We start from the raw sequence: 19,579 nt of genomic DNA, 5'->3' as shown, positions 1-19,579 counted from the left end.
AAGTAAATTTTTTAAATACATCATGACTGTGCAATTCAAAGCTACGTCAGTTTGTTTTATTTTTATAATGGTTGCCAAAATTATAGAATTTGGGTAAAATTGTTGCAAAGAATATAAAAGGGGTTGTGTTCATGGAAATTAGTGCACCAGTTGATGTAGCGAAGTTTATAGATGTAGAGATTGCTAGGCCAGTAAGAAGTTTAATTGTTCCTTGTGTCCAACAGGCATATGAACTAGTAGATGCGAGTTTAAAAGATATATCTTTTTTAAATTGGGCTTTAGGGAAAAAGCATATGGGTTATCTTGACAACCTTGCAGTACAATTTACATTGTATGAAGCAGCTAAGAGCGGTGCACTAAATAACATTGAAGCTAGTATAGTGCCAAATAGAACTAAATCAGCTTATCATGTTGAATTAAAAACAAAGAATGTGATTATATGTATAAATAGAGCCAAAAATGAACATGTTACTGCAAGAAAAGCGATCTATAGATCGTTGTTACAATTGAACAATCAATACTATTGGAATTTTGGTGAGGATGAGATTTTGGAGGAACCAGGATACTTAGAACTGACCCATAATCATTCAAATCGAAATGTAAGTTTTGTTAATCTTGGTGTTCCAGATGGCAAAGGAAAGTGGTTTAATAGGATTGATTTGACAAAGGAGTTACATTTAGTGAACCAAACAAAAAAAGAAATGAACGATATTGTAAGGGTACAATTAGTTAAATTTAAAGAGTTCGCACAAGGAGTGCAAGGAGATGGAGGGAAAAACTAATCTTAATAGAATTTTTCGCAGTGAAAGATTAAGGGAAGCAAGAGAGGCTAGGGGGTTGACTATAAGGGAGTTAACTGACCAAGTAGGCTTAAATAATCATCAAACGCTTTCTAAATATGAAAATGGAAAAGCTATTCCACCTGCTGAAGTATTATTTAGTATAATGAAGGCTTTAAATGTTCCTCATAATTATTTTTTTGAAGATGCCTTTTACAACATTGGCGATGAAATTGTATTTTTTAGAGGAAAAGCAAATGCAACTGCTAAATTAAAGAAAATACATGAAATTAAAATTAGTTGGTTGATGAAAATATATTCATATCTTGAAGGTATTATTGATTTTCCTGAATCGAATTTGCCGATTTTTGAAAAAAAGAAACAAGATTTTTTTGTACCAACGGATTTTGAAAAAATTGAAGAAATAGCTGCGGGAATTAGAAATATGTGGGATCTTAATAATGGCCCTATTACAGATTTAACTCATTTATTTGAGAAACATGGAATAGTTGTTAGTATTATTGATTCTGAAGAATATGTTATTGACGCATGTTCAAAATGGATTGGTAACAAATTATTTATTCTTGTTGGGAATGATAAATCTGCACCTTCAAGAATCAAATTTACTTTAGCACATGAACTTGGTCATTATTTGTTACACTATAATGTTTCAAGGGAAGATTTTAATAAAAAAGAAATATATAAGCGTTTGGAAATAGAAGCAAACCACTTTGCCTCCGCATTTTTATTGCCTGCTAATATATTTTCAAATGAATTGATTTCACATTCGATGGACTATTATTTGTTACTAAAGAAAAGATGGCAAGTCTCAATTCAAGCAATGATTTATAGATCTAAAGAATTGAATTTAATAAATGAATATCAAACATCCTATCTGTGGAAACAAATTGCCAGTAAAGGCTGGAGGGTTAAAGAACCGTATGATGATTTATTATTAAAAGAGACTCCAATTTTATTGAAAGAGGCAATTGATTTAATAATAACTCACAAAGTTAAATCTAAATCAGAGTTGTGTGATGAAATAAAACTGAGTAGTATTGACATCGAAGCTTTGGCTAATTTACCATATGGTTATTTTAATCAAAGTAGTGATAAATCAAATATCATTTCTTTTAAAAAATAAAGTTCTACCAGCCTACTGGAGGACAACATTGGATAGCAGCAAACACGCTGCCTTCTTTTGTTGTCCTCTTTTTAGTTTAACTAAAGGAGTGAAGAATAGTGGATATCTTAAAAAACATCGATGGAAAAGCTACTCAAAAAGCCATTGAAAATATCTTACGACAATATCGCACTTATCAACTGACAACCCCTGAGGATTTGTTGCCGACGATTACAGCGAATTATACGTTAAACATGCCATCTTACAGTGGAGGATTTCATTCAAAAGTTGAAGAAGCAGCAATTCGAAATGTAGAGCACTACAAGCAAGCGAAAGCCTTTTTTGAAAGATTTAATTGTGCATTTTATAAACTGACGCAAAAAGAGCGACAGATTATTGTAATGGTTTGTTTAGAGGAGACGTCTTTGTATAATTATCAAATTTCAAAAAAGCTACATATAAGCGAGCGAACGTTTTATCGTATCAAGGCACAAGCACTGTATAAATTGGCTTTAGCATTGCGAGTAGAGGTATATGAGGGGGATGAGGTGAAGAGTCAATGAATTTTGTCCAGCCAATACGTGATTTAGACAAGATTCGTGATGTTCGTAAAACGTTGCAAGACAATCCACGTGATGAATTGCTTTTTGTTTCGGTATCTATACTGGGCTAAGAATTAGCGACATTTTGCGTTTAAAAGTAGGAGATGTTCGACATAAGCATGTGTTGTTTATTAAAGAGTCAAAGGTTCAGAAAAAGAAGCAGAATAAGACGAAACGTATTCCGATATTAAAAGAACTGCAAAAAGTGCTCATTCCGTACATTAAAGATAAGGAAGATCAGGAGTTTTTATTCAAATCCCGGCAAGGTAAAAATAAACCAATCACGAGAGTAAGGGCATATGCAATATTACGTACAGCTGCATTGGCTAATGGTTTGGACGAAATAGGGACACATACGTTACGCAAGACCTTTGGCTATCATGTGTATCAAGAAGAAAAAGATGTGGCATTGCTACAGGATATTTTTAATCATTCAGCGCCCTATATTACATTGAAATATATTGGGGTAAATCAAGATGCCATCGATCAAGCGTATCAAAAATTAATTAAGCGTTTGAAATTTTAAAATAGCACTGTCAGGTGGGTGCTATTTTTATTTTGCTTATTTTAGGAAATGGAGCAAGTTCTAAAAATTTTTTACACTTTCACACACTAAAGACATTTACAAAATAAGGACATGTAAAGCTCATAATCTGAATGGCGTGTAAAGTGTTGAGAAATCTAGCTTTTTAACACTTTCTGCACATTAACAGAATGTAAGATATGTTAATGTGAATGTGGTAAAATAAGGGTGTGGATTTTAGGAGGTAAATTATGAATAAGGGGATAAAAAATGATTTAGAAGCACATATTTTTGAAAAAGATGATAAGATTCTTTTAAATTTCTTAGAACAAAATTATAGTGTTAAATATGCTTCAGAGACTAGGCTGTTTGAAAACATAAATACATACAAAAGTATTAGTGCTTATAGGAAAAGAATTTTACTATCAAGATTAGCTTTTATGGAAGAACGTCATGACCTTACTACTATTTTTACAGGAATAATTGCTTTAATATTGAGCTTTTTAGGTATTTACAAATTATTTCTCGAAGAATTCATGCCTACAGGAATTTACTTATTTACAATGGTAATCATTTATGTAATGTGTATTTGGATATTTGCTAAGAATTTGGGAACTGAAAAAGGCAGAAGAGCAAAGGCAAAATATTTTCTATTGTTATTTAAAGATATTTAATAAATCCATGGCATAATGTTGGCAGAATAGTGGCAGAGAATTTGTTTTTGAATGTGTTATTATATTAGTGTGTAACAAATGTAAGTTAATGAGTGAACGATACTTCGATTTGATGTCGAGGTGTCGTTTTTTTATTTGGATATTTAAATCCAAAATCATTCCAAAAACTGTTAGGTTCTTCTACCCAAGAACGCCAGGCTGCGGGTCTCCGAGGCCCGGAAAAACGCTAGATATTATGTCGAAAAAGGCGTTCCTTCCATCCTGTAATTCAAGTGAGGTGAGTGCATGTGTGACTGCGAAAACGAAATTGGATGATCGAACGATTGTCAATACAAAAACGATTGCCAAAATGTTTAATATGACGGAAAGGAATGTTCGTTATTTAGTCGAAGAAGGTGTGATTGCGCGTGTTGCTCATGGCCGCTATGATTTGATCGATACCGTCAGTCGCTACATTACTTTTTTGAAAATGTCCTTTGATGGCATTGATGAGAACAAGGTGATGGAGTCTTTAGATTATGAGAAATGGCTGCATGAGAAGGCGAAACGGGAGAAGGCTGAAATTGAGTTGGCGCATCTAAAACGAGAAATGCATAAGGCGGATGAGGTGGAGAAAATTCAAAATCATATGGTCATGGCGTTTCGTTCAAAGATGATGTCGCTCCCCTCGAAGTCAGCGTTACTTTTAGCAAGTAAGGATGATCCGAAGATGATCGAAGCATTACTGGAAAGAGATATTCATGAGGCATTAGCACAGCTTGCTGAGTATGATGTGGCACAGTATTTTACAGAAGATAATGTTGAACTAGAATTGGATGGTGATGAAGATGGTTCAAAAACAGATAATGAGACTGTTTTAAGAAATTGCAAGCTTAGTATCATCCTCTCTATAGCTAACGGTATCTCAGTGGGCGGACAAGCACCTTGTGTTATCCAAGGAATAGGCAGCTGAGCACGGGCGATAGAATACGGAGAGTGCGCCATTTCAAAGAGAGACTATGGATGCAGTAGATAATCCACCAAAAATTTGTTAAGACCTCAGTACAGTGGTCTTATAGAATATTATTGAAGTAGCAAAGAAACTATTAATTTGTCACTTGAGGATTATGTGGATAAATATACTTATAAAACAGCTAGGGAGGGAAGAAAGTAAATCATTTATAGTACAAGTCAATTATTGTTGGCTTGTCCTTTTTCAATATTTGAAAGTAAAAATAGAAATTCCATATAGAGATAATGTGAAAATTCTTATACTAATAAAAGAGTTTTGAATTCCAGAAACCTCTTATGATTAGTTGTAACCAAACGACAACATAAGGGGGAATTATAAATGGCAATAAATAATGGGAATACAGATTTTGGTTTAAGGGTCACAAAAACAGGAATCAAAAGTTTAAGAATTTCTTGGAGTAAAAGGGGTGGTATAGGTTACAATGGATCAATTCAAGTACAGCGACCTGGAGACGGGGAAGTTATATTCACAAAAACTTATAATCAATCGACCACAAGAGACTCTTTTACAGTTGAAACTCCTTATTTCGGAGAGTACAAAGTTCATATAAAGGCAAATAACGGTTATACGTATGATATAGCTTATATTAATGTGCATTTATCAAGAACAGCATCTACAACATATACTTATACAGCACGGGATGTACTTAATTGGAAGGTAAATGCTACTATTTACAATAGGAACTTTTTTGGCATTGGGTTACGTAAGTTTTGTAGCTGTAAGTGTTACAGCAACGATACTTTCAGTCGGTTCTTCGATTGGGAGTGTATGGGTACATGATACTAAGTATGAGCCGTTTCCAATTCCGAAGGCAGGAGATAGGATTACTACTAAACTTGAACCAGTAGCTGATGGAGTAAAGACAACATGGTCGTACAAAGCAAAAAATGGTGCAGTATATCCTGACAAAGTACTAATAGCAAAATACTTGTCATATCCTCGATAAAAACCAAAAGCACATGATTATTCATGTGCTTTTGGTCTTTTTAAATATTTATAAAGCTGATAAAAAAACATTATATAACCTAAAAGCAAAATTAATATTATCATTAAACTTGAAACACTTATTTCAGTTAATAAAATATCTTTAATGTTGATTACAAGACTATTTATAAACAAAAGTAGAAGGAAATTTACAATTACTTCAATAAGTTGTTTTTTTTCTTTGAAAATGAGAGGTAGTATCCATTTTAGTGAAAGAATAATTCCTAGAACTAAAAAATAGATAGACATATATGTGTAGAATTCTACAAATATTTTAGTAATACCTGTATTAATTTCCATTTCATCACCTCGTGTTTTAAGTGTTTTATGACTCAATTCATGAAGGACTACCTTTAATAATTATAAAATGGTGTGTGAATTTCGTACAGTCAAAAAAGAAAATCGAATATGCTTTTCTATTCAGGAACACTGAAAAATACAACGATATTATTATTACTTATATAGAGTTTTTAACTGATGTATCACGTTTCTCCTCGTGAAAATTTGAAAAATAAAAGGGATATTGAATATAAAACAAAGGGGAAATTGGAATGAAGAAAAATAGACGCGAACTTGATAAACTAGTAGAAAAATATTTGAAAATGTATCCATATATAAATAAAGAAAAAGTAGGATCTTTAACCAAAGATCAACTGATTGTGATATGTATTGATGAAATATTAAAGATTATGCCTGAAAAGGAGGTTATTTTTGTTAAATATAGGTATTTTAAGGGGTGGTCAATAGTTAAGATTGCAAGTGAGATGAGTTATAGTCAGCGAATGATATACATCATTCGCAAAAAGGCATTGATAAAAATATATCACGGTATTAGTCACTTACTATACAGTTCAGATAAAGATTTGGACGTTGTAAGAAAACAATATAATTTATCTATTTGGAGGTAAAGAATGTTCAAAGGTTCGTTTTACTATTGAATATTGTAATGATTATAGTGATGATTTAGGTAAACAACAATGGAATATCGTAGAGCAATTCAATTTTGATAGCTTAGTATTCTAAAGTGTAATGGGCGTTGAACGTGGATATATAGCTCAGTAAAATTAAAAACACTATACCTTACAACCAACTGTGGAGGGCTTTTTTTATGAAAAAAAGGAAGGTGTCCAATGAAAACAGATACATTATATATATCACTCGTAGGCGGCTCCATGGCAGGGGTCGCTTATTTTGTTGGTGGCATTGACCATTTAATTAAGGCCTTCGTTATCTTTATTGCGATTGATTATATTTTAGGCATAATGGTTGCCTTTGTTGTGAAAAACGTGGATAGCAGAAATGCTTTAATCGGACTGTTTAAAAAACTGGCGATGATTTTGATGGTTATCGCTGCAGTGCAACTGGACTTAGCAACCGAGAGTGGAAACTTTATGCGCAATGCGATGATTCTTTTTCTAATCGGGATGGAAGGAATCAGTATGATTGAGAATCTTGGAAAGCTAGGGTTGAAAGTACCGAAGTTTTTAACGGACGCTTTTAAGCAGTTACAAATCGACAACGATGAAAAAAAGGATGATAAACAATGAGTATCACAACTACATGTCGAGATTTAGGTGAATTACTACCAGTGGCACAAACGGCTTGCAGATTGCTCTTTCAACAGTGCTATAAAGTAGGCATTCAAAATATCTTCGTCACAGAAACATACCGATCGCAAGCACGCCAAAATTACCTATATGCACAAGGTCGTACAAGACCAGGAAAAATTGTGACGTGGACACTGAAGAGTAACCATACTTCACGATTAGCTTGGGACATTGCCGTCGCTCCCCCTAAAACCCTCTATGATGTAGATACATTAACAAAAGTCGGATCAATAGCTCGTAAGTTAGGTATTACATGGGGCGGTGATTGGGTACGCAGCATTGACCGTCCACATTTTGAAGTGAAACAGAATTGGAAGATGCCAAGAGGGTACAAATTAGAAGGACAAGTAATCGTGCCAAGCAATAGTAAATTGAAAGTCCAATTAATTGTGAAAGACAAGAAGGAGGAAACCAATGTGGCAAACACAACATGGAATCCTGGTTCACCAACAATGAGAACAGAGACTGAAAACTTTATTGCACAGGCAGTGAAGGAGGGTATTATCAATGCTTCACATTTAAAGGATTTACAAAATAGTGTGATGACTACGGATCGTTTAATTGGTTTATGCGTTACAATACATCAACGACGAACAACTAAATAAACGGTAAAACCCAGCTTCATTTTTGAGGGCTCAAGTTTTTCTATTATAAAACTATGTTGGTATATTTAGGTATTTAAAGTATACTTTATAATGGGATTTCGTCAGAAATATGACTTGTGTAAAACAATCTTATGTAGAATAAGTTTAAGGGTAATTTTCAACAAAATTAAGATTATGGGTCTCGAATATGAAATGAGGATTAAACGTATTATGTTAATAATATTTGTAGTAATTATTTCGTTTTTTGTGTTGATTCTTTCTGTGAGTTTTATAAATCATAAAATACAGTTGTCCAAAGAAGAAGAACTATTTGTTCCGATTGGGCAACTTGTAGAAGTTAATGGTCATCAAATGCACGTTTATACAGAAGGAAAAGGAGAAGATACTCTTGTTTTTATGTCTGGTGGTGGCACGAGCACCCCTGCATTAGATTTTAAATCACTTTATTCATTGCTAAGTGATAAATATAAAATTGTTGTTGTTGAAAAGGCAGGATATGGATTTAGCGAAATCACAAATATTGATCGAGACATTGATACAATTCTAGCTGAAACAAAAGAATCTCTTATTAAATCTGGTATTGAAGGGCCATATATTTTATTTCCTCATTCTATGTCTGGCATTGAAGCCTTGAAATGGGCGCAAGACTACCCTGATGAAATAAAAGCTATTATTGGATTAGATATGGCTGTTCCAGCTATATATGAAGAATTAGATATCAATATGTTCTTTATTCGATTAGGTGCTTTTGCTGCAAAAACTGGTTTAACAAGATTTGTTCCAAAATTATCGCAAAGTGACGCAATAAAATATGGAAATTTAACAGATAAGGAGAAAAAGTTGTATAAAGCAATTTTTTATCGAAGAACGTTAACTAAAGATATGGTCAACGAAATAAATAATATAAAACCAAATGCGCAAAAAGTTAAAAAAGCTGGAATACCAATGATTCCTACACTTTTGTTTACATCGAATGGTGAGGGAACTGGTTTTGATAATAAAACATGGAATAGAGTTCAAACTGACTTCATTAGTATGACTAATAATGGAAAATTAATTCAGTTAGATTCATCTCACTATGTCCATAGTATTGACTATGAGCGAATAGCTAAGGAATCAAAAAAGTTTATAGAAAGTTTAAATCGTTAATAGCGAATAACTAACTATTATGTAGTACTTATGTTCAGGAATTAAGCACGTTAGTTCAACAAGGATTTATTAAATATAAAAAAATATATAACGTTAATTCAAACTTCAAATTTGAAAGATATACAAAATGGCGTGATGACAACGGATTGTTTGATTGGATTGTAAATTACAATATAACAAAGACGTAGTAAATAAAATAGAAAGACCGCTCTACCACTAGATCATTGTGGAGGGCGGTCTCTAGATTAATACTCTCTTACTTCAAATGAAGCAATCTTGTCGTGTACAATATATTCAGTTACTTTTTTATATGGTGAGATAGTTTTTATGAATTTGAAAGTTGAAGTACCTTGAGCACTTTCAAACCAATTCAAGTAATTATTTAAAACGGTATTAGTAACATCATATTCTTTTGTAATGCCGTTTACTAGTGTGATACTAAGGATAGCACTAGAAGTTTCATTAATTGGTTTTTTAACAATCACAGTGCTAGAAGCAGCAATTTCAGTGTTTTCTATTTTTGCAGTAATGATTGCAGTTCCTTCACGAATAGCTGTCACATTTCCATCCTGATCTACAGTTGCAATCGAATCATCACTACTTGTCCAAATCACTTTTGCTGTATCTGGAGAAACTGTGGCAGTTAATTTATCTTTGCTACCTTCTAGTAGCTCAAGTGCATTCCTATCTAATGTGATAGATTCAGTTTCTAGACTACCTTGCTTCTTAACAGTTACAATGCAGTTCGCAGTTAGATTTGTATTTGCAAGTTGTGCTGTGACAGTAATTATTCCTTCCTTAATAGCAGTTACATTGCCGTCTAAATCTACAGTTGCAATACTTTCATCACTACTTGTCCATATTACATTTGTGCCGTCTGGAATTACTGTTGCGGTTAGTTTTTCTGAATCACCCTCAAGCAATTCTAGATTATTTTTGTCTAATGTAATAGAATTTTCAATAAATCCTTCATCTACAAGACTGCCATCTGAATCGATATCAATAGCGTCTATTCTAAGATTGTAAGTGTTTACATTAGAGGGTGTATTTGTAATTAAAACTTCAACTTTATGAATACCAAAAGCTAATCCTTCTTTTTTAAAAGCTAATGTTTGAGCTTGTGCAGTACCGTTACTCATAAGATTACCTTGATCGATCCCATCAATTTTCACTAATGCGTTTTTCGTATATGTTGGTTCCCTATTTGTGATTATATTAATTTTGCTGCCTAAAAACCAAAATTCCAATTTAGCAGTTACATTTTTCTTAGCACCCATACTTCCTTTTTTATAATCAGCAGGAGCAGCGTTTGTTGTGTACCTTACCCATTTACCCTTTTCATAAATTAATTTTTTGTGATTATCGTCATATCTCTTCCAACCTATTTCAGGACTTTTTAAAACATCCCCTACAACAGCACTATTTTCAGGAGTATTATTTAAATTAGTAACACCCTCTTCATAATCCACAACTTCTGTTGCCAATGCACTTTCGACGTTAACACTAACTAATACTAATACCATTAATGTTAGATAAATAAAACCTTTTTTAAACAAATTAATCACTTATGTATCCTCCTTCAATATATCTAAGGGCATTAATCTAAACACCCAGCAATAACAACTTTAACCATTAATAATTTAATTTACCATAATAAAAATCGACACTTTTTGATAATAAAAATGTAATACTAAGAAAAAAATCCATTTTTTAGGTATGTAACAACCCACAACCAATGCTACTTCGTTACACAAAAAAAGTCACGAAAGTCACGAAAAAGTCACATTTCTCCCGAAAACATGTGAATTTGGGCGAAAACAAGTTTTTGTACATTCGTAAGAAACCTTGCTATAATGGGCTTTGTGATTACATATGAAAGAGGGTAAAAGCATGAATGCTTACGACGAATATATGAAACAGGTAGTGAAGCCGATGCGTGAAGAGTTGGTGGAGGCTGGATTTAGTGAATTGACAACGGCTGATGCTGTAAATGAATTTATGGCGGAGGCGAAGGGGACTTCTTTAGTTGTTATCAACTCGGTATGTGGATGTGCGGCTGGGTTAGCTCGTCCAGCAGCACGTGAAGCGGTAGGTACGGTAAAACCGGATAATCTTGTAACAGTATTTGCTGGGCAAGATCCTGAAGCTACTGCTGCTATGCGTGGTTTCTTTGAGGATGTGCCACCAAGCTCGCCATCAATGGCTATTTTAAAAGATGGGGAATTGGCTTATTTTATTCCACGTGAACAAATTGAAGGTTTTCCAGTGGAGCAAATTACAGCGCATTTAACAGGCGTTTTAGAGCAAACATGCGAGAAATAAAAACGATTGTGACTACAGCGGGCAGACCAGACGACTTGTCGATGGTGCTCGCTGATTTTGTGTGTGACACGTTACATGTACCGTTTGTTGCTCGTAATAAGCGTTCAATTCGCAAAATTTCCGAGGAAATGCAGGCAAATGTTATTGTTGCAGGAAAAAATCGCTATGAATATTATGCATTTGGGGCAGAAGAGCCTTTTTTCTTTCATCCCAATTCAGCAGCATTTCGTTTAAAGCGAGTGGCACGCGGAGAAATTGAGCCGTTTTTAGAGGCCGTACAGTTAGAAAAAAGTGACACGGTATTGGATTGCACGCTAGGATTAGGTGCAGATGCGATGTTAGCTGCCTTCATTGTTGGGGATTCTGGGCGAGTAGTTGGGCTAGAGGCAGATCCTAATGTGGCGTTTATTGTGGCACACGGGATGGACACATATGATACATCGGAGCTTCCTTTAACCGCATGTATGCGACAAATCGAAGTTGTACAGGCAGAAGCTATAGCATATTTAAAATTACAGCCAGACAATGCATTTGATGTCGTCTATATGGATCCGATGTTCGAAGAAATTATAGAGGAATCGAATAATTTTCAAGCACTTCGCACGGCTGGAGCACATATAACATTAACCGATGTATGGGTAACAGAAGCGAAACGAGTTGCAAAAAAACGAGTCGTTTTAAAGGCTCACTTTCGGTCGACATGGTTTGAAAAATATCATTTTTCAAGATTGACACGTTTAACTTCAAAATTTCATTATGGCGTTATTTTGAAGCAATAAGTCCATAATTCGCTTAAGTTATATTTTCAGGAACAGACTGATTTTAATGTCTGTTCCTTTTTTTTGTTAAAAATCACATCTTTACAAAAGAAAAACAATCACCTGAAAATATTATTATAATTTGAGTTAACTTTTAACTAAAAATAAGTTTACACAAATGAATTTTAGCGCTATTATAATTCACATACAAAGAAACCGGTTTTTTTGCATAAATTTTTTATAAGGTGAGGTTTTTTATATGACAACTAAAGAAATGGTATATGCGGCACTTTTTGCAGCATTAATAGCGGCACTAGGATTAATTCCTCCAATTTCAGTAGGTTTTATTCCAGTACCGATAACAGCACAAACTTTAGGTGTAATGTTAGCAGGAGGTTTTTTAGGAAAGAAAACAGGGGCAATTAGTCTCGTACTGTTTATTGTTTTAGTAGCTTTAGGTTTACCTTTGTTATCTGGTGGACGAGGGGGCTTTTCGGTATTAGTTGGTCCATCAGCAGGCTATATTTTTAGCTGGCCGATTGCAGCTTTTCTAATTGGCTATGCAACTGAAAAAATATGGTCTTCTATTAAAACTTGGAAATTATTAATTATTAATTTTGTATTTGGTGTATTACTAGTTAGTTTAATTGGAGCACCAGTTATGGCATTGATTACACAAACGTCTATTTGGGCTGGTTTAGTAGGAGCGTTAGTGTATTTACCAGGTGATTGTATAAAGGCAATTATCGCGGCAATTATTGTCTTGCAATTAAGGGCAGTTAGTCCAATAGAACAAAAGCTAAATAGTGAAGTAGAATAAGATATTTTTAAAGGTGTGTGAAGAAATGAACATCATCGAACCCATTATCGAACATGCAGTTCGTCAGCCAAAGGGAATTGCGCTAATTCATGAGGAACGGTCTTATACATACGAACAATTAGTAAGTGCCATGAAAAAAATTGCAAAAGGCATTCAATGTAATGGACTTGAGCACGAAAAAATTGCGATTTTATCTAGCAATCGAATTGAATTTGTGGAAGTTTTTTTAGGGATTATGTATGCGGGTTGTGTGCCGATTTTACTTGATCCAAAGTGGAGTTTACATGAAATTGGGTTGGTGCTGAAACAAGCACAGCCGAGGATGATTTTTCTTGAGTGTATGTATGAGGAAAATTTGCATGTTTTCGAACAAATAGACACGTATGTATTTTCGGACAAGCAAATAGCTTCTTATGATGAATGGTTTTCTACTTTAACAGAAGAAGCTACGGTTAATAAAGCGAAAGACCCGTTATTTATCGGCTTTACCTCTGGGACAACTGGCATGCCAAAGGGTTACGAACGAACACACAATTCTTGGCTGAAAAGTTTTATTGCGACAAAGGAAGCATTCCTGTTAAATACTTTAGAAAATTTTCTAGCACCAGGACCATTCGTGCAGTCACTGTCATTATTTGCGCTAATGCAAAGCTTATATTTTGGTGGAACGTTTTATATTATGACCGCTTTTGAGGAAAAAAAGGTAGTTAAGTATTGCAGGGAAGTGCCTAATATGATTTTATTTCTTGTGCCAACAATGATTGAAAAGCTACTTAGGTTAGACAGTTTGCAAGAAATGCATGCACAAGCAATCATTTCTTCCGGAGCTAAATGGTCAGAACAATCGAAAGCACGGGCGAAAAAGGTATTTGGCACAACAAAGTTATTTGAATTCTACGGCTCTTCTGAAGCGAGTTATATTAGTTATTTAGATGTCCATCAAACGATGCAAGAACATATAGTTGGAAAACCTTTTCGTGGTGTAGAGATTTCCATTCGAGATAAAGAACAACGTGAAGTAAAAAATGGTGAAGTTGGATTACTCTATGTTCGTAGTGAAATGATGTTCACTCGTTATTTTCTATTACCCGAAGAAACAAATGCAGTATTTCATGAAGGCTGGTTAAAAACAGGAGATTATATGAGGCAAGACGATTCCGGAGCATTGTATTTAATTGGTCGAGCCAAAAACATGCTGATTACTGGTGGCTTAAATGTGTATCCAGAGGAAGTGGAAACGGTGCTAAAACGACATTGTGCAATTGATGACATGATAATAGTTGGTGTGCCAGATGATTACTGGGGGGAACGGCTTGTTGCCTGTATTAAATGGCAAGATGATCGAACGCTTTCACTAGAAGAAATTCAGCAATTTGGCGCTCAGTTTTTAGCAAGTTATAAGCTACCGAAACAATTAGTAACAGTGCAGAAGTTCATCTTTACAAGCAGCGGAAAAATAGCTCGTAAAGCCATGAAAGATTGGTTAATGGAGGAATTGTCATGAGAGACGCAGTAATTGTGATGGCAAAACGAACACCAATTGGCAAAATGGGGGAGCAGCTAGCCACACTGGAACCAGAGCATCTAGTAGCCCCATTAATAAGAGAAATAATAAAAGAAACTGCATTACCAAGCGATTGTATTGATGATGTCATTTTAGGAAATGTTGTCGGGCCAGGAGGAAATTTGGCCAGACTTGCTGCTTTAGAAGCAGATTTACCTTTTTCTATTCCAGGGGTTACCATTGACCGTCAATGTGGCTCAGGGCTAGAAGCAATTAATATGGCTGCCAGATTTGTTCAAAGTGGAGCAGGAGACGTTTATTTAGCTGGTGGTGTAGAAAGTACAAGTCGTGCGCCTTGGAAAATGAAAAAGCCGAGTACATTAATGGCTATGCCGCAAGTTTATTCACGTGCCCCGTTTACCCCACAGCGTTATGGCGATCCTGACATGGGTATAGCAGCTGAAAATGTAGCAATGAAATTTTCGATTTCACGACAAGCACAAGACCATTACGCATACAAAAGCCATCAAAAAGCGATTCAAGCAAGGAATTTAAATCGTTTTGACGAAGAAATAGTGCCTCTACATGTAAATGATGGATGGGTAACTATAGATGAGTGTCCAAGAGAGAATACAAGTGTCGACAAGCTTCAATCATTAAGACCTGTATTTTTAGATAATGGTACTGTCACTGCAGGAAATGCATGCCCGCTAAATGATGGCGCGGCACTGGTTTTAGTCATGTCTTTAGAAAAATGCCGTCAATTACAATTACAGCCGATACTCCGCATTGTCGATACACAGGCTGCAGGTGTCGATCCAAATTATTTAGGGATAGGTCCAGTTCCAGCTGTACAAAAACTATTGAATAGGCAACAACTGAACGTAGAAGATATTGACATTGTTGAATTTAATGAAGCTTTTGCTTCACAGGTGCTCGCTTCAATCCAAACATTACAAATTCCTGAAGATAAGGTTAATCGAGCTGGTGGGGCAATTGCCATTGGTCATCCGTACGGCGCATCAGGTGCTATTTTAATCACGCGATTATTTTATGAAATGAAATATCAACCATATAAAAGAGGGCTTGCAACACTAGGAATTGGTGGTGGAATGGGGCTTGCAACGCTTGTGGAGGCAGTTCGATGAGATTAACAAAAAAAATAACCGTAACAGCTGAGTGGATACAGCGCTATGCTAAAAGTATAGAGGCCCCGTTACAATATCTTCATGGCAAACTCATTGCCCCTGCGACCATGCCCATTGTATTTTGGCAACAATTTGATCGAGCAATTTTTAATAATCAAAAGCCAGTTCTCCACGGGTCGCAGCAATTTTTTTATCATTTGCCAATTCAAGAAGGAATGGTATTACAATGTGAATTAGCGTTAAGTCATAAAGAGCATAAACAAGGAAAACAAGGACCAATGACTTTTTATACTTATACTTTAAACTGTTTCGAACAAGGAACAGAAATTGTGCAATTAAAAACAGTTTTGATCCACGTAGGTGCTGACATATGAAAAAAACAGTTACTGCAAAACAGGTCTACTATTATGCACAAGTATCGAAAGATGATGCCCCAATCCATGTTAATGCTGATGCAGCGAAGGAAGCGGGCTTCGAACGCCCGATTGTGCACGGTATGTATTTAATGGGGCTTGCTCAATCATTGTATATTAAAGAACATCCGTTAAAATGGGTCGTTCGCTATGATATGCGGTTCCAAAAACCACTTCTAATAGATGAAGAAGTGACGTTTCGATTTATTGAAAAGCACAATACGATAGAAGTATCCTTATTGACCAACAACAACGACTTAATTGCTATAGGATTTTTTGTTGTGAAGGAGTTGAGATAATGAAGAAGGTCGCACTTATTACAGGGGCAACAAGAGGGATTGGTAGCAGTACGGCTATTCATCTAGCTAATAATCAATACAGTGTCGTTGTAAATGGCACGAACCAGCAGTTAATTGATGAAGTCGTCCAACAAATCCGTGCTGAAGGAAATAGGGCAGTTGGGTATTGTGCGGATATTGCTGATGTTGAAGCGGTGTCTAAGATGATTGAAGCTGTGATGGTAGAGTTTGGACAAATAGATGTTTTCATTCATAATGCTGGCAATTTACGAGATGAAAAATGTATGCGAATGACAACTGAGCAATGGCAAGATGTCATCAATGTCCATTTACATGGCGCTTTTTACTGTATTTCACGCGTACTGCCTCATTTACTCGAAAGAGGAGGCGATATTTTATTAATGACGTCAACAGCTGGACTAATGGGCTCCAAAGGCCAACTTAATTATAGTGCGGCGAAAGCGGGCATTCTTGGAATGACGTGGACATTGGCGGAAGAGTTGAAGCCATTTAATATTCGTGTAAATGCCATTTCACCTGCTGCGTTAACGGATATGACGAAGCCTGTGATTGATTTTATATCAAAAAAATATGCCCAACGCAATGAACCGTTTCCTGATTATTGGAAGGTGGGGACTCCAGAGGATATTGCCTACTTTATCGGTACATTATTAACACAGCAAGATGCAAATCTAACGGGAGAAATATTTGGGGTAAATGGTACAACGGTTACGAAATGGACGAGACCACAGCAAAGCATTTCTGCCAGTAGTCCAGAGCGTTTTTTCGCCATGTACGATGAGCAAAAGGGAAGTGTTTAAATGCTAGTATTTGAGCATGTCAATTTTTATCACAAAAAGAGTGCACCGATTTTAAAAGATATTCATTTTACCATACAGGCTGGTGAATTTGTATCAATTGTCGGCAAAAATGGATGTGGCAAATCAACACTTGCAAAATTAATGAATGGCTTATACCTTCCGAAAAATGGTGCTGTACGATTTCATCATTTAGAGACAAGTAATGCTATAGATTTAAAAGAAATTCGACAGAAAATAGGTTTTATTTTTCAGAATCCTGAAGATCAATTTATTTCAACGAGCGTTCGAGATGAAATCATTTTTGGGCTTGAAAATATTCGTTTACCAAAGGAAGAAATGGCTCAGCGTGTTCAATGGGCTAGCAAAGCAGTTGACATGGAAACCTATTTAGATTGCATGCCACATGAATTATCCGGTGGGCAAAAGCAACGTGTTGCGATTGCGGCAATTTTAGCTATGCGTCCACAATGCATTATTTTTGATGAGGCCACGTCAATGTTAGATCCAATAGGAAGAGAACAAGTATTAACCCTCATGCACTCACTGCATCAAGCTGGATTAACGATTGTCCACATCACACACCATATGGATGAAGTAATGCAAACAAATCGTGTGCTTTTACTTGATAACGGTCAAATTTGCTTCGATGGACATCCGATAGCTCTATTTGAAACAATCAATGTAAGAGATTTTTCCTTAGTGGAGCCTATCGCTGTCAAAATTCATCAATTAGCAAATGAAGCATGGTCATTAACAGCGGACTGGGAAGGAGCAATTCGTTTACTATGGGATACGAGCTCAAAAATGTAACAGTTGAATATGATAATCAAAAAGCTTTAAAAAATATTTCGTGTTCCATAGCAGATGGTAAATGGGTTGCGATTATTGGAAAAACTGGAGCAGGTAAGTCAACCTTTGTTCAATTATTTAAGGGATTAGTAGATTCTATAGGGGAATATAGACTACATAATAACCTTATTACACTAAGTGGAAAAGGGCAAAAAAAAGATTTACAGGAAATTGGCTATGTCTTTCAATATCCAGAGCACCAGTTTTTTGAAACGACAGTTTATAAGGAACTAGCGTTTGGATTAAAACAAATAGGACAATCCGAAAAAGAAATACGAGCTAGTATTTATGCAATTCTTCCGAAAGTAGGTTTAGATGAAACCATTTTGACGCTTGCACCTTTTCAACTAAGTGGAGGACAAAAACGGCGTGTAGCGATAGCATCTATTATATTAATGCAGCCAAAGTTACTTATTTTGGATGAACCTACGGCTGGGCTTGACCCGATTAGTAAGTCAACGTTACTAGATTTTTTGAAGGAATGGCAATTAGAAACGAATCATACCGTTCTGTTTGTTACCCATCAAATGCAAGATGTCGCTGAGTACGCTGATGAAGTCATTGTTCTACATGAAGGAGAAATACAAGCACACTTAAATACCAATCAATTGTTTTTACAGCAGGCCCATATAGTAACAAGAGCAGGACTAACAATGCCGGAACAACTACAATTATTAAAAGTTGTGGAACAATTACTTGGGGAGAAAATAGCAGTAGCGAACTGTAAGGAGCAAACCATCTTCAATGCTGTTAAGCCATATTTACAGTTTAGGGGGAAGCTTGATGCGTAGTTCTATTATAATTGGACAGTATGTCGACAAGCAGTCCATTTTCCATCGATTAGACCCTCGCATTAAAATTATCAGTATTTTTATGTTGATGTTAAGCTTCTTATTATTAGATACAGCGACGAGCTATGTAATTGCCACTTTTTTTGTGTTTACACTATTAATTGTTTCTAAAGTTCCGTTTGTTGTGATTTTAAAAGGTGTGAAGCCATTACTCTTTATCTTATCCTTTACATTTGTTTATCATCTGCTCTTTACTAAAGGACATGTATTTTGGTCAATGGGAATCATCACATTTACGATTGAAGGAATTGAAGCGGGCATTCGGTTTGTCTGGCGCATTTTGCTCCTTGTTTTATTAGCTTCATTATTGACCCTTACAACAAAGCCACTTATTTTAGCTAAAGGTTTAGAAAAATTGTTAAAACCGTTATCGAAGCTCCGTGTACCGATTGAACAATTTTCACTAATGATTGTTATTGCCATTCGATTTATTCCAACTGTTTTAGAGGAGTTAAATCGAATTATACTAGCACAAAAATCAAGAGGGTTTGACATTAAATCATTACCGTTTATGAAGCGTATTTTTGCGTATATTCCAATTGTTATACCGTTGCTGTTTACAACTATACAACGGGCAGATCAATTAAGTGATGCCATAGATGCTAGAGGATATGGCGATGGTAAAAATCGCACGAGCTATATTGAACTCCACTATGAGAAAAAAGATATAATAGCAATGCTCGTAACAGTTTTGTTCGTATTTGTATTAATTTTTATTAAATGGAGTGGAATATAA

Annotated in this window: 23 protein-coding genes and 1 pseudogene; 22 read left to right on the top strand and 2 right to left on the bottom strand. The window is 35.3% G+C overall.

The genetic code is table 11. The features are described 5' to 3' along the window. The first annotated feature begins 131 nt into the window (after positions 1–131). The 7 genes and pseudogenes from ACIQXW_RS08290 (at position 132) to ACIQXW_RS08260 (ending at position 5,659) form a co-directional block, all read left to right on the top strand. Positions 132–782, top strand: coding sequence for a hypothetical protein (locus tag ACIQXW_RS08290; RefSeq protein ID WP_402761053.1), 651 nt, complete (start codon positions 132–134; stop codon positions 780–782). After that, positions 766–1,923 (top strand): helix-turn-helix domain-containing protein, encoded by a 1,158-nt coding sequence (locus ACIQXW_RS08285; RefSeq protein ID WP_402761050.1) that lies wholly within the window; start codon positions 766–768, stop codon positions 1,921–1,923. The genes ACIQXW_RS08290 and ACIQXW_RS08285 overlap by 17 nt, the downstream gene beginning before the upstream one ends. Before the next feature lie 98 nt (positions 1,924–2,021). Continuing rightward, positions 2,022–2,465, top strand: a complete 444-nt coding sequence (locus tag ACIQXW_RS08280; RefSeq protein WP_402761048.1) for an ArpU family phage packaging/lysis transcriptional regulator — start codon at positions 2,022–2,024, stop codon at positions 2,463–2,465. After that, positions 2,462–3,030, top strand: a pseudogene (locus tag ACIQXW_RS08275) (tyrosine-type recombinase/integrase). The gene ACIQXW_RS08280 and the pseudogene ACIQXW_RS08275 overlap by 4 nt, the downstream one beginning before the upstream one ends. Positions 3,031–3,278: 248 nt before the next feature. Further along, complete coding sequence (locus tag ACIQXW_RS08270; RefSeq protein WP_402761045.1) at positions 3,279–3,701, top strand: hypothetical protein; 423 nt, start codon at positions 3,279–3,281, stop codon at positions 3,699–3,701. 277 nt (positions 3,702–3,978) lie between these two features. Continuing rightward, positions 3,979–4,653 carry a hypothetical protein gene (locus ACIQXW_RS08265; protein ID WP_402761042.1) on the top strand — a complete coding sequence of 225 codons (675 nt, stop codon included), beginning with the start codon at positions 3,979–3,981 and terminating at the stop codon, positions 4,651–4,653. Positions 4,654–5,407: 754 nt separating this feature from the next. Further along, a complete protein-coding gene (locus tag ACIQXW_RS08260; RefSeq protein ID WP_402761039.1) occupies positions 5,408–5,659 on the top strand; it encodes a hypothetical protein in 252 nt (83 codons plus the stop codon). A gap of 17 nt (positions 5,660–5,676) precedes the next feature. Here the strand turns inward: ACIQXW_RS08260 and ACIQXW_RS08255 are convergent, their stop codons facing one another. Beyond that, a complete protein-coding gene (locus ACIQXW_RS08255) occupies positions 5,677–5,997 on the bottom strand; it encodes a hypothetical protein (RefSeq protein WP_402761036.1) in 321 nt (106 codons plus the stop codon). 251 nt (positions 5,998–6,248) lie between these two features. On the opposite strand from ACIQXW_RS08255, the gene ACIQXW_RS08250 reads away from it, so the two are divergent. From ACIQXW_RS08250 to ACIQXW_RS08235, 4 genes are all read left to right on the top strand, one after another. Then, a complete protein-coding gene (locus ACIQXW_RS08250; protein ID WP_402761033.1) occupies positions 6,249–6,605 on the top strand; it encodes a hypothetical protein in 357 nt (118 codons plus the stop codon). 222 nt (positions 6,606–6,827) lie between these two features. Continuing rightward, a complete protein-coding gene (locus ACIQXW_RS08245; RefSeq protein WP_402761030.1) occupies positions 6,828–7,244 on the top strand; it encodes a phage holin family protein in 417 nt (138 codons plus the stop codon). Beyond that, complete coding sequence (locus ACIQXW_RS08240; RefSeq protein ID WP_402761027.1) at positions 7,241–7,909, top strand: M15 family metallopeptidase; 669 nt, start codon at positions 7,241–7,243, stop codon at positions 7,907–7,909. The genes ACIQXW_RS08245 and ACIQXW_RS08240 overlap by 4 nt, the downstream gene beginning before the upstream one ends. Before the next feature lie 210 nt (positions 7,910–8,119). Continuing rightward, positions 8,120–9,058: an alpha/beta hydrolase gene (locus tag ACIQXW_RS08235; protein WP_402761024.1), complete on the top strand. Its 939-nt coding sequence runs from the start codon at positions 8,120–8,122 to the stop codon at positions 9,056–9,058. Positions 9,059–9,303: 245 nt separating this feature from the next. On the opposite strand, the gene ACIQXW_RS08230 is transcribed toward ACIQXW_RS08235, so the two are convergent. Next, complete coding sequence (locus ACIQXW_RS08230) at positions 9,304–10,623, bottom strand: Ig-like domain-containing protein (protein WP_402761021.1); 1,320 nt, start codon at positions 10,621–10,623, stop codon at positions 9,304–9,306. A gap of 325 nt (positions 10,624–10,948) precedes the next feature. On the opposite strand from ACIQXW_RS08230, the gene ACIQXW_RS08225 reads away from it, so the two are divergent. The 11 genes from ACIQXW_RS08225 (at position 10,949) to ACIQXW_RS08175 (ending at position 19,579) form a co-directional block, all read left to right on the top strand. Continuing rightward, positions 10,949–11,380, top strand: coding sequence for a BrxA/BrxB family bacilliredoxin (locus ACIQXW_RS08225; protein WP_172771689.1), 432 nt, complete (start codon positions 10,949–10,951; stop codon positions 11,378–11,380). Continuing rightward, entirely contained in the window at positions 11,368–12,159 is a 792-nt protein-coding gene (locus ACIQXW_RS08220) for a class I SAM-dependent methyltransferase (protein ID WP_402761018.1), read from the top strand. The genes ACIQXW_RS08225 and ACIQXW_RS08220 overlap by 13 nt, the downstream gene beginning before the upstream one ends. A gap of 238 nt (positions 12,160–12,397) precedes the next feature. After that, complete coding sequence (locus tag ACIQXW_RS08215; RefSeq protein ID WP_340824322.1) at positions 12,398–12,958, top strand: biotin transporter BioY; 561 nt, start codon at positions 12,398–12,400, stop codon at positions 12,956–12,958. 25 nt (positions 12,959–12,983) lie between these two features. After that, positions 12,984–14,462: an AMP-binding protein gene (locus ACIQXW_RS08210; protein ID WP_402761015.1), complete on the top strand. Its 1,479-nt coding sequence runs from the start codon at positions 12,984–12,986 to the stop codon at positions 14,460–14,462. Next, positions 14,459–15,610, top strand: coding sequence for a thiolase family protein (locus tag ACIQXW_RS08205; RefSeq protein WP_402761012.1), 1,152 nt, complete (start codon positions 14,459–14,461; stop codon positions 15,608–15,610). Before ACIQXW_RS08210 ends, ACIQXW_RS08205 begins: the two co-directional genes overlap by 4 nt. Then, on the top strand, positions 15,607–15,984 hold the full coding sequence (locus ACIQXW_RS08200; RefSeq protein ID WP_402761009.1) for an FAS1-like dehydratase domain-containing protein: 378 nt from the start codon (positions 15,607–15,609) through the stop codon (positions 15,982–15,984). Before ACIQXW_RS08205 ends, ACIQXW_RS08200 begins: the two co-directional genes overlap by 4 nt. Continuing rightward, the gene (locus tag ACIQXW_RS08195) at positions 15,981–16,322 is read left to right on the top strand and encodes a MaoC family dehydratase (protein ID WP_402761006.1); all 342 of its coding nucleotides are present in this window, start codon (positions 15,981–15,983) and stop codon (positions 16,320–16,322) included. The genes ACIQXW_RS08200 and ACIQXW_RS08195 overlap by 4 nt, the downstream gene beginning before the upstream one ends. After that, complete coding sequence (locus tag ACIQXW_RS08190) at positions 16,322–17,143, top strand: SDR family NAD(P)-dependent oxidoreductase (RefSeq protein WP_402761003.1); 822 nt, start codon at positions 16,322–16,324, stop codon at positions 17,141–17,143. Before ACIQXW_RS08195 ends, ACIQXW_RS08190 begins: the two co-directional genes overlap by 1 nt. Beyond that, entirely contained in the window at positions 17,144–17,953 is an 810-nt protein-coding gene (locus ACIQXW_RS08185) for an ATP-binding cassette domain-containing protein (RefSeq protein WP_402761001.1), read from the top strand. After that, positions 17,929–18,783 carry an ATP-binding cassette domain-containing protein gene (locus ACIQXW_RS08180; protein ID WP_402760998.1) on the top strand — a complete coding sequence of 285 codons (855 nt, stop codon included), beginning with the start codon at positions 17,929–17,931 and terminating at the stop codon, positions 18,781–18,783. The genes ACIQXW_RS08185 and ACIQXW_RS08180 overlap by 25 nt, the downstream gene beginning before the upstream one ends. Continuing rightward, on the top strand, positions 18,776–19,579 hold the full coding sequence (locus ACIQXW_RS08175; RefSeq protein WP_402760995.1) for an energy-coupling factor transporter transmembrane component T family protein: 804 nt from the start codon (positions 18,776–18,778) through the stop codon (positions 19,577–19,579). The genes ACIQXW_RS08180 and ACIQXW_RS08175 overlap by 8 nt, the downstream gene beginning before the upstream one ends.

It is taken from the genome of Lysinibacillus sp. NPDC097162 (genome assembly GCF_044762185.1).
Classification (GTDB): Bacteria; Bacillota; Bacilli; order Bacillales_A; family Planococcaceae; genus Lysinibacillus.
This window is presented reverse-complemented; position numbering and strand designations above follow the sequence as displayed.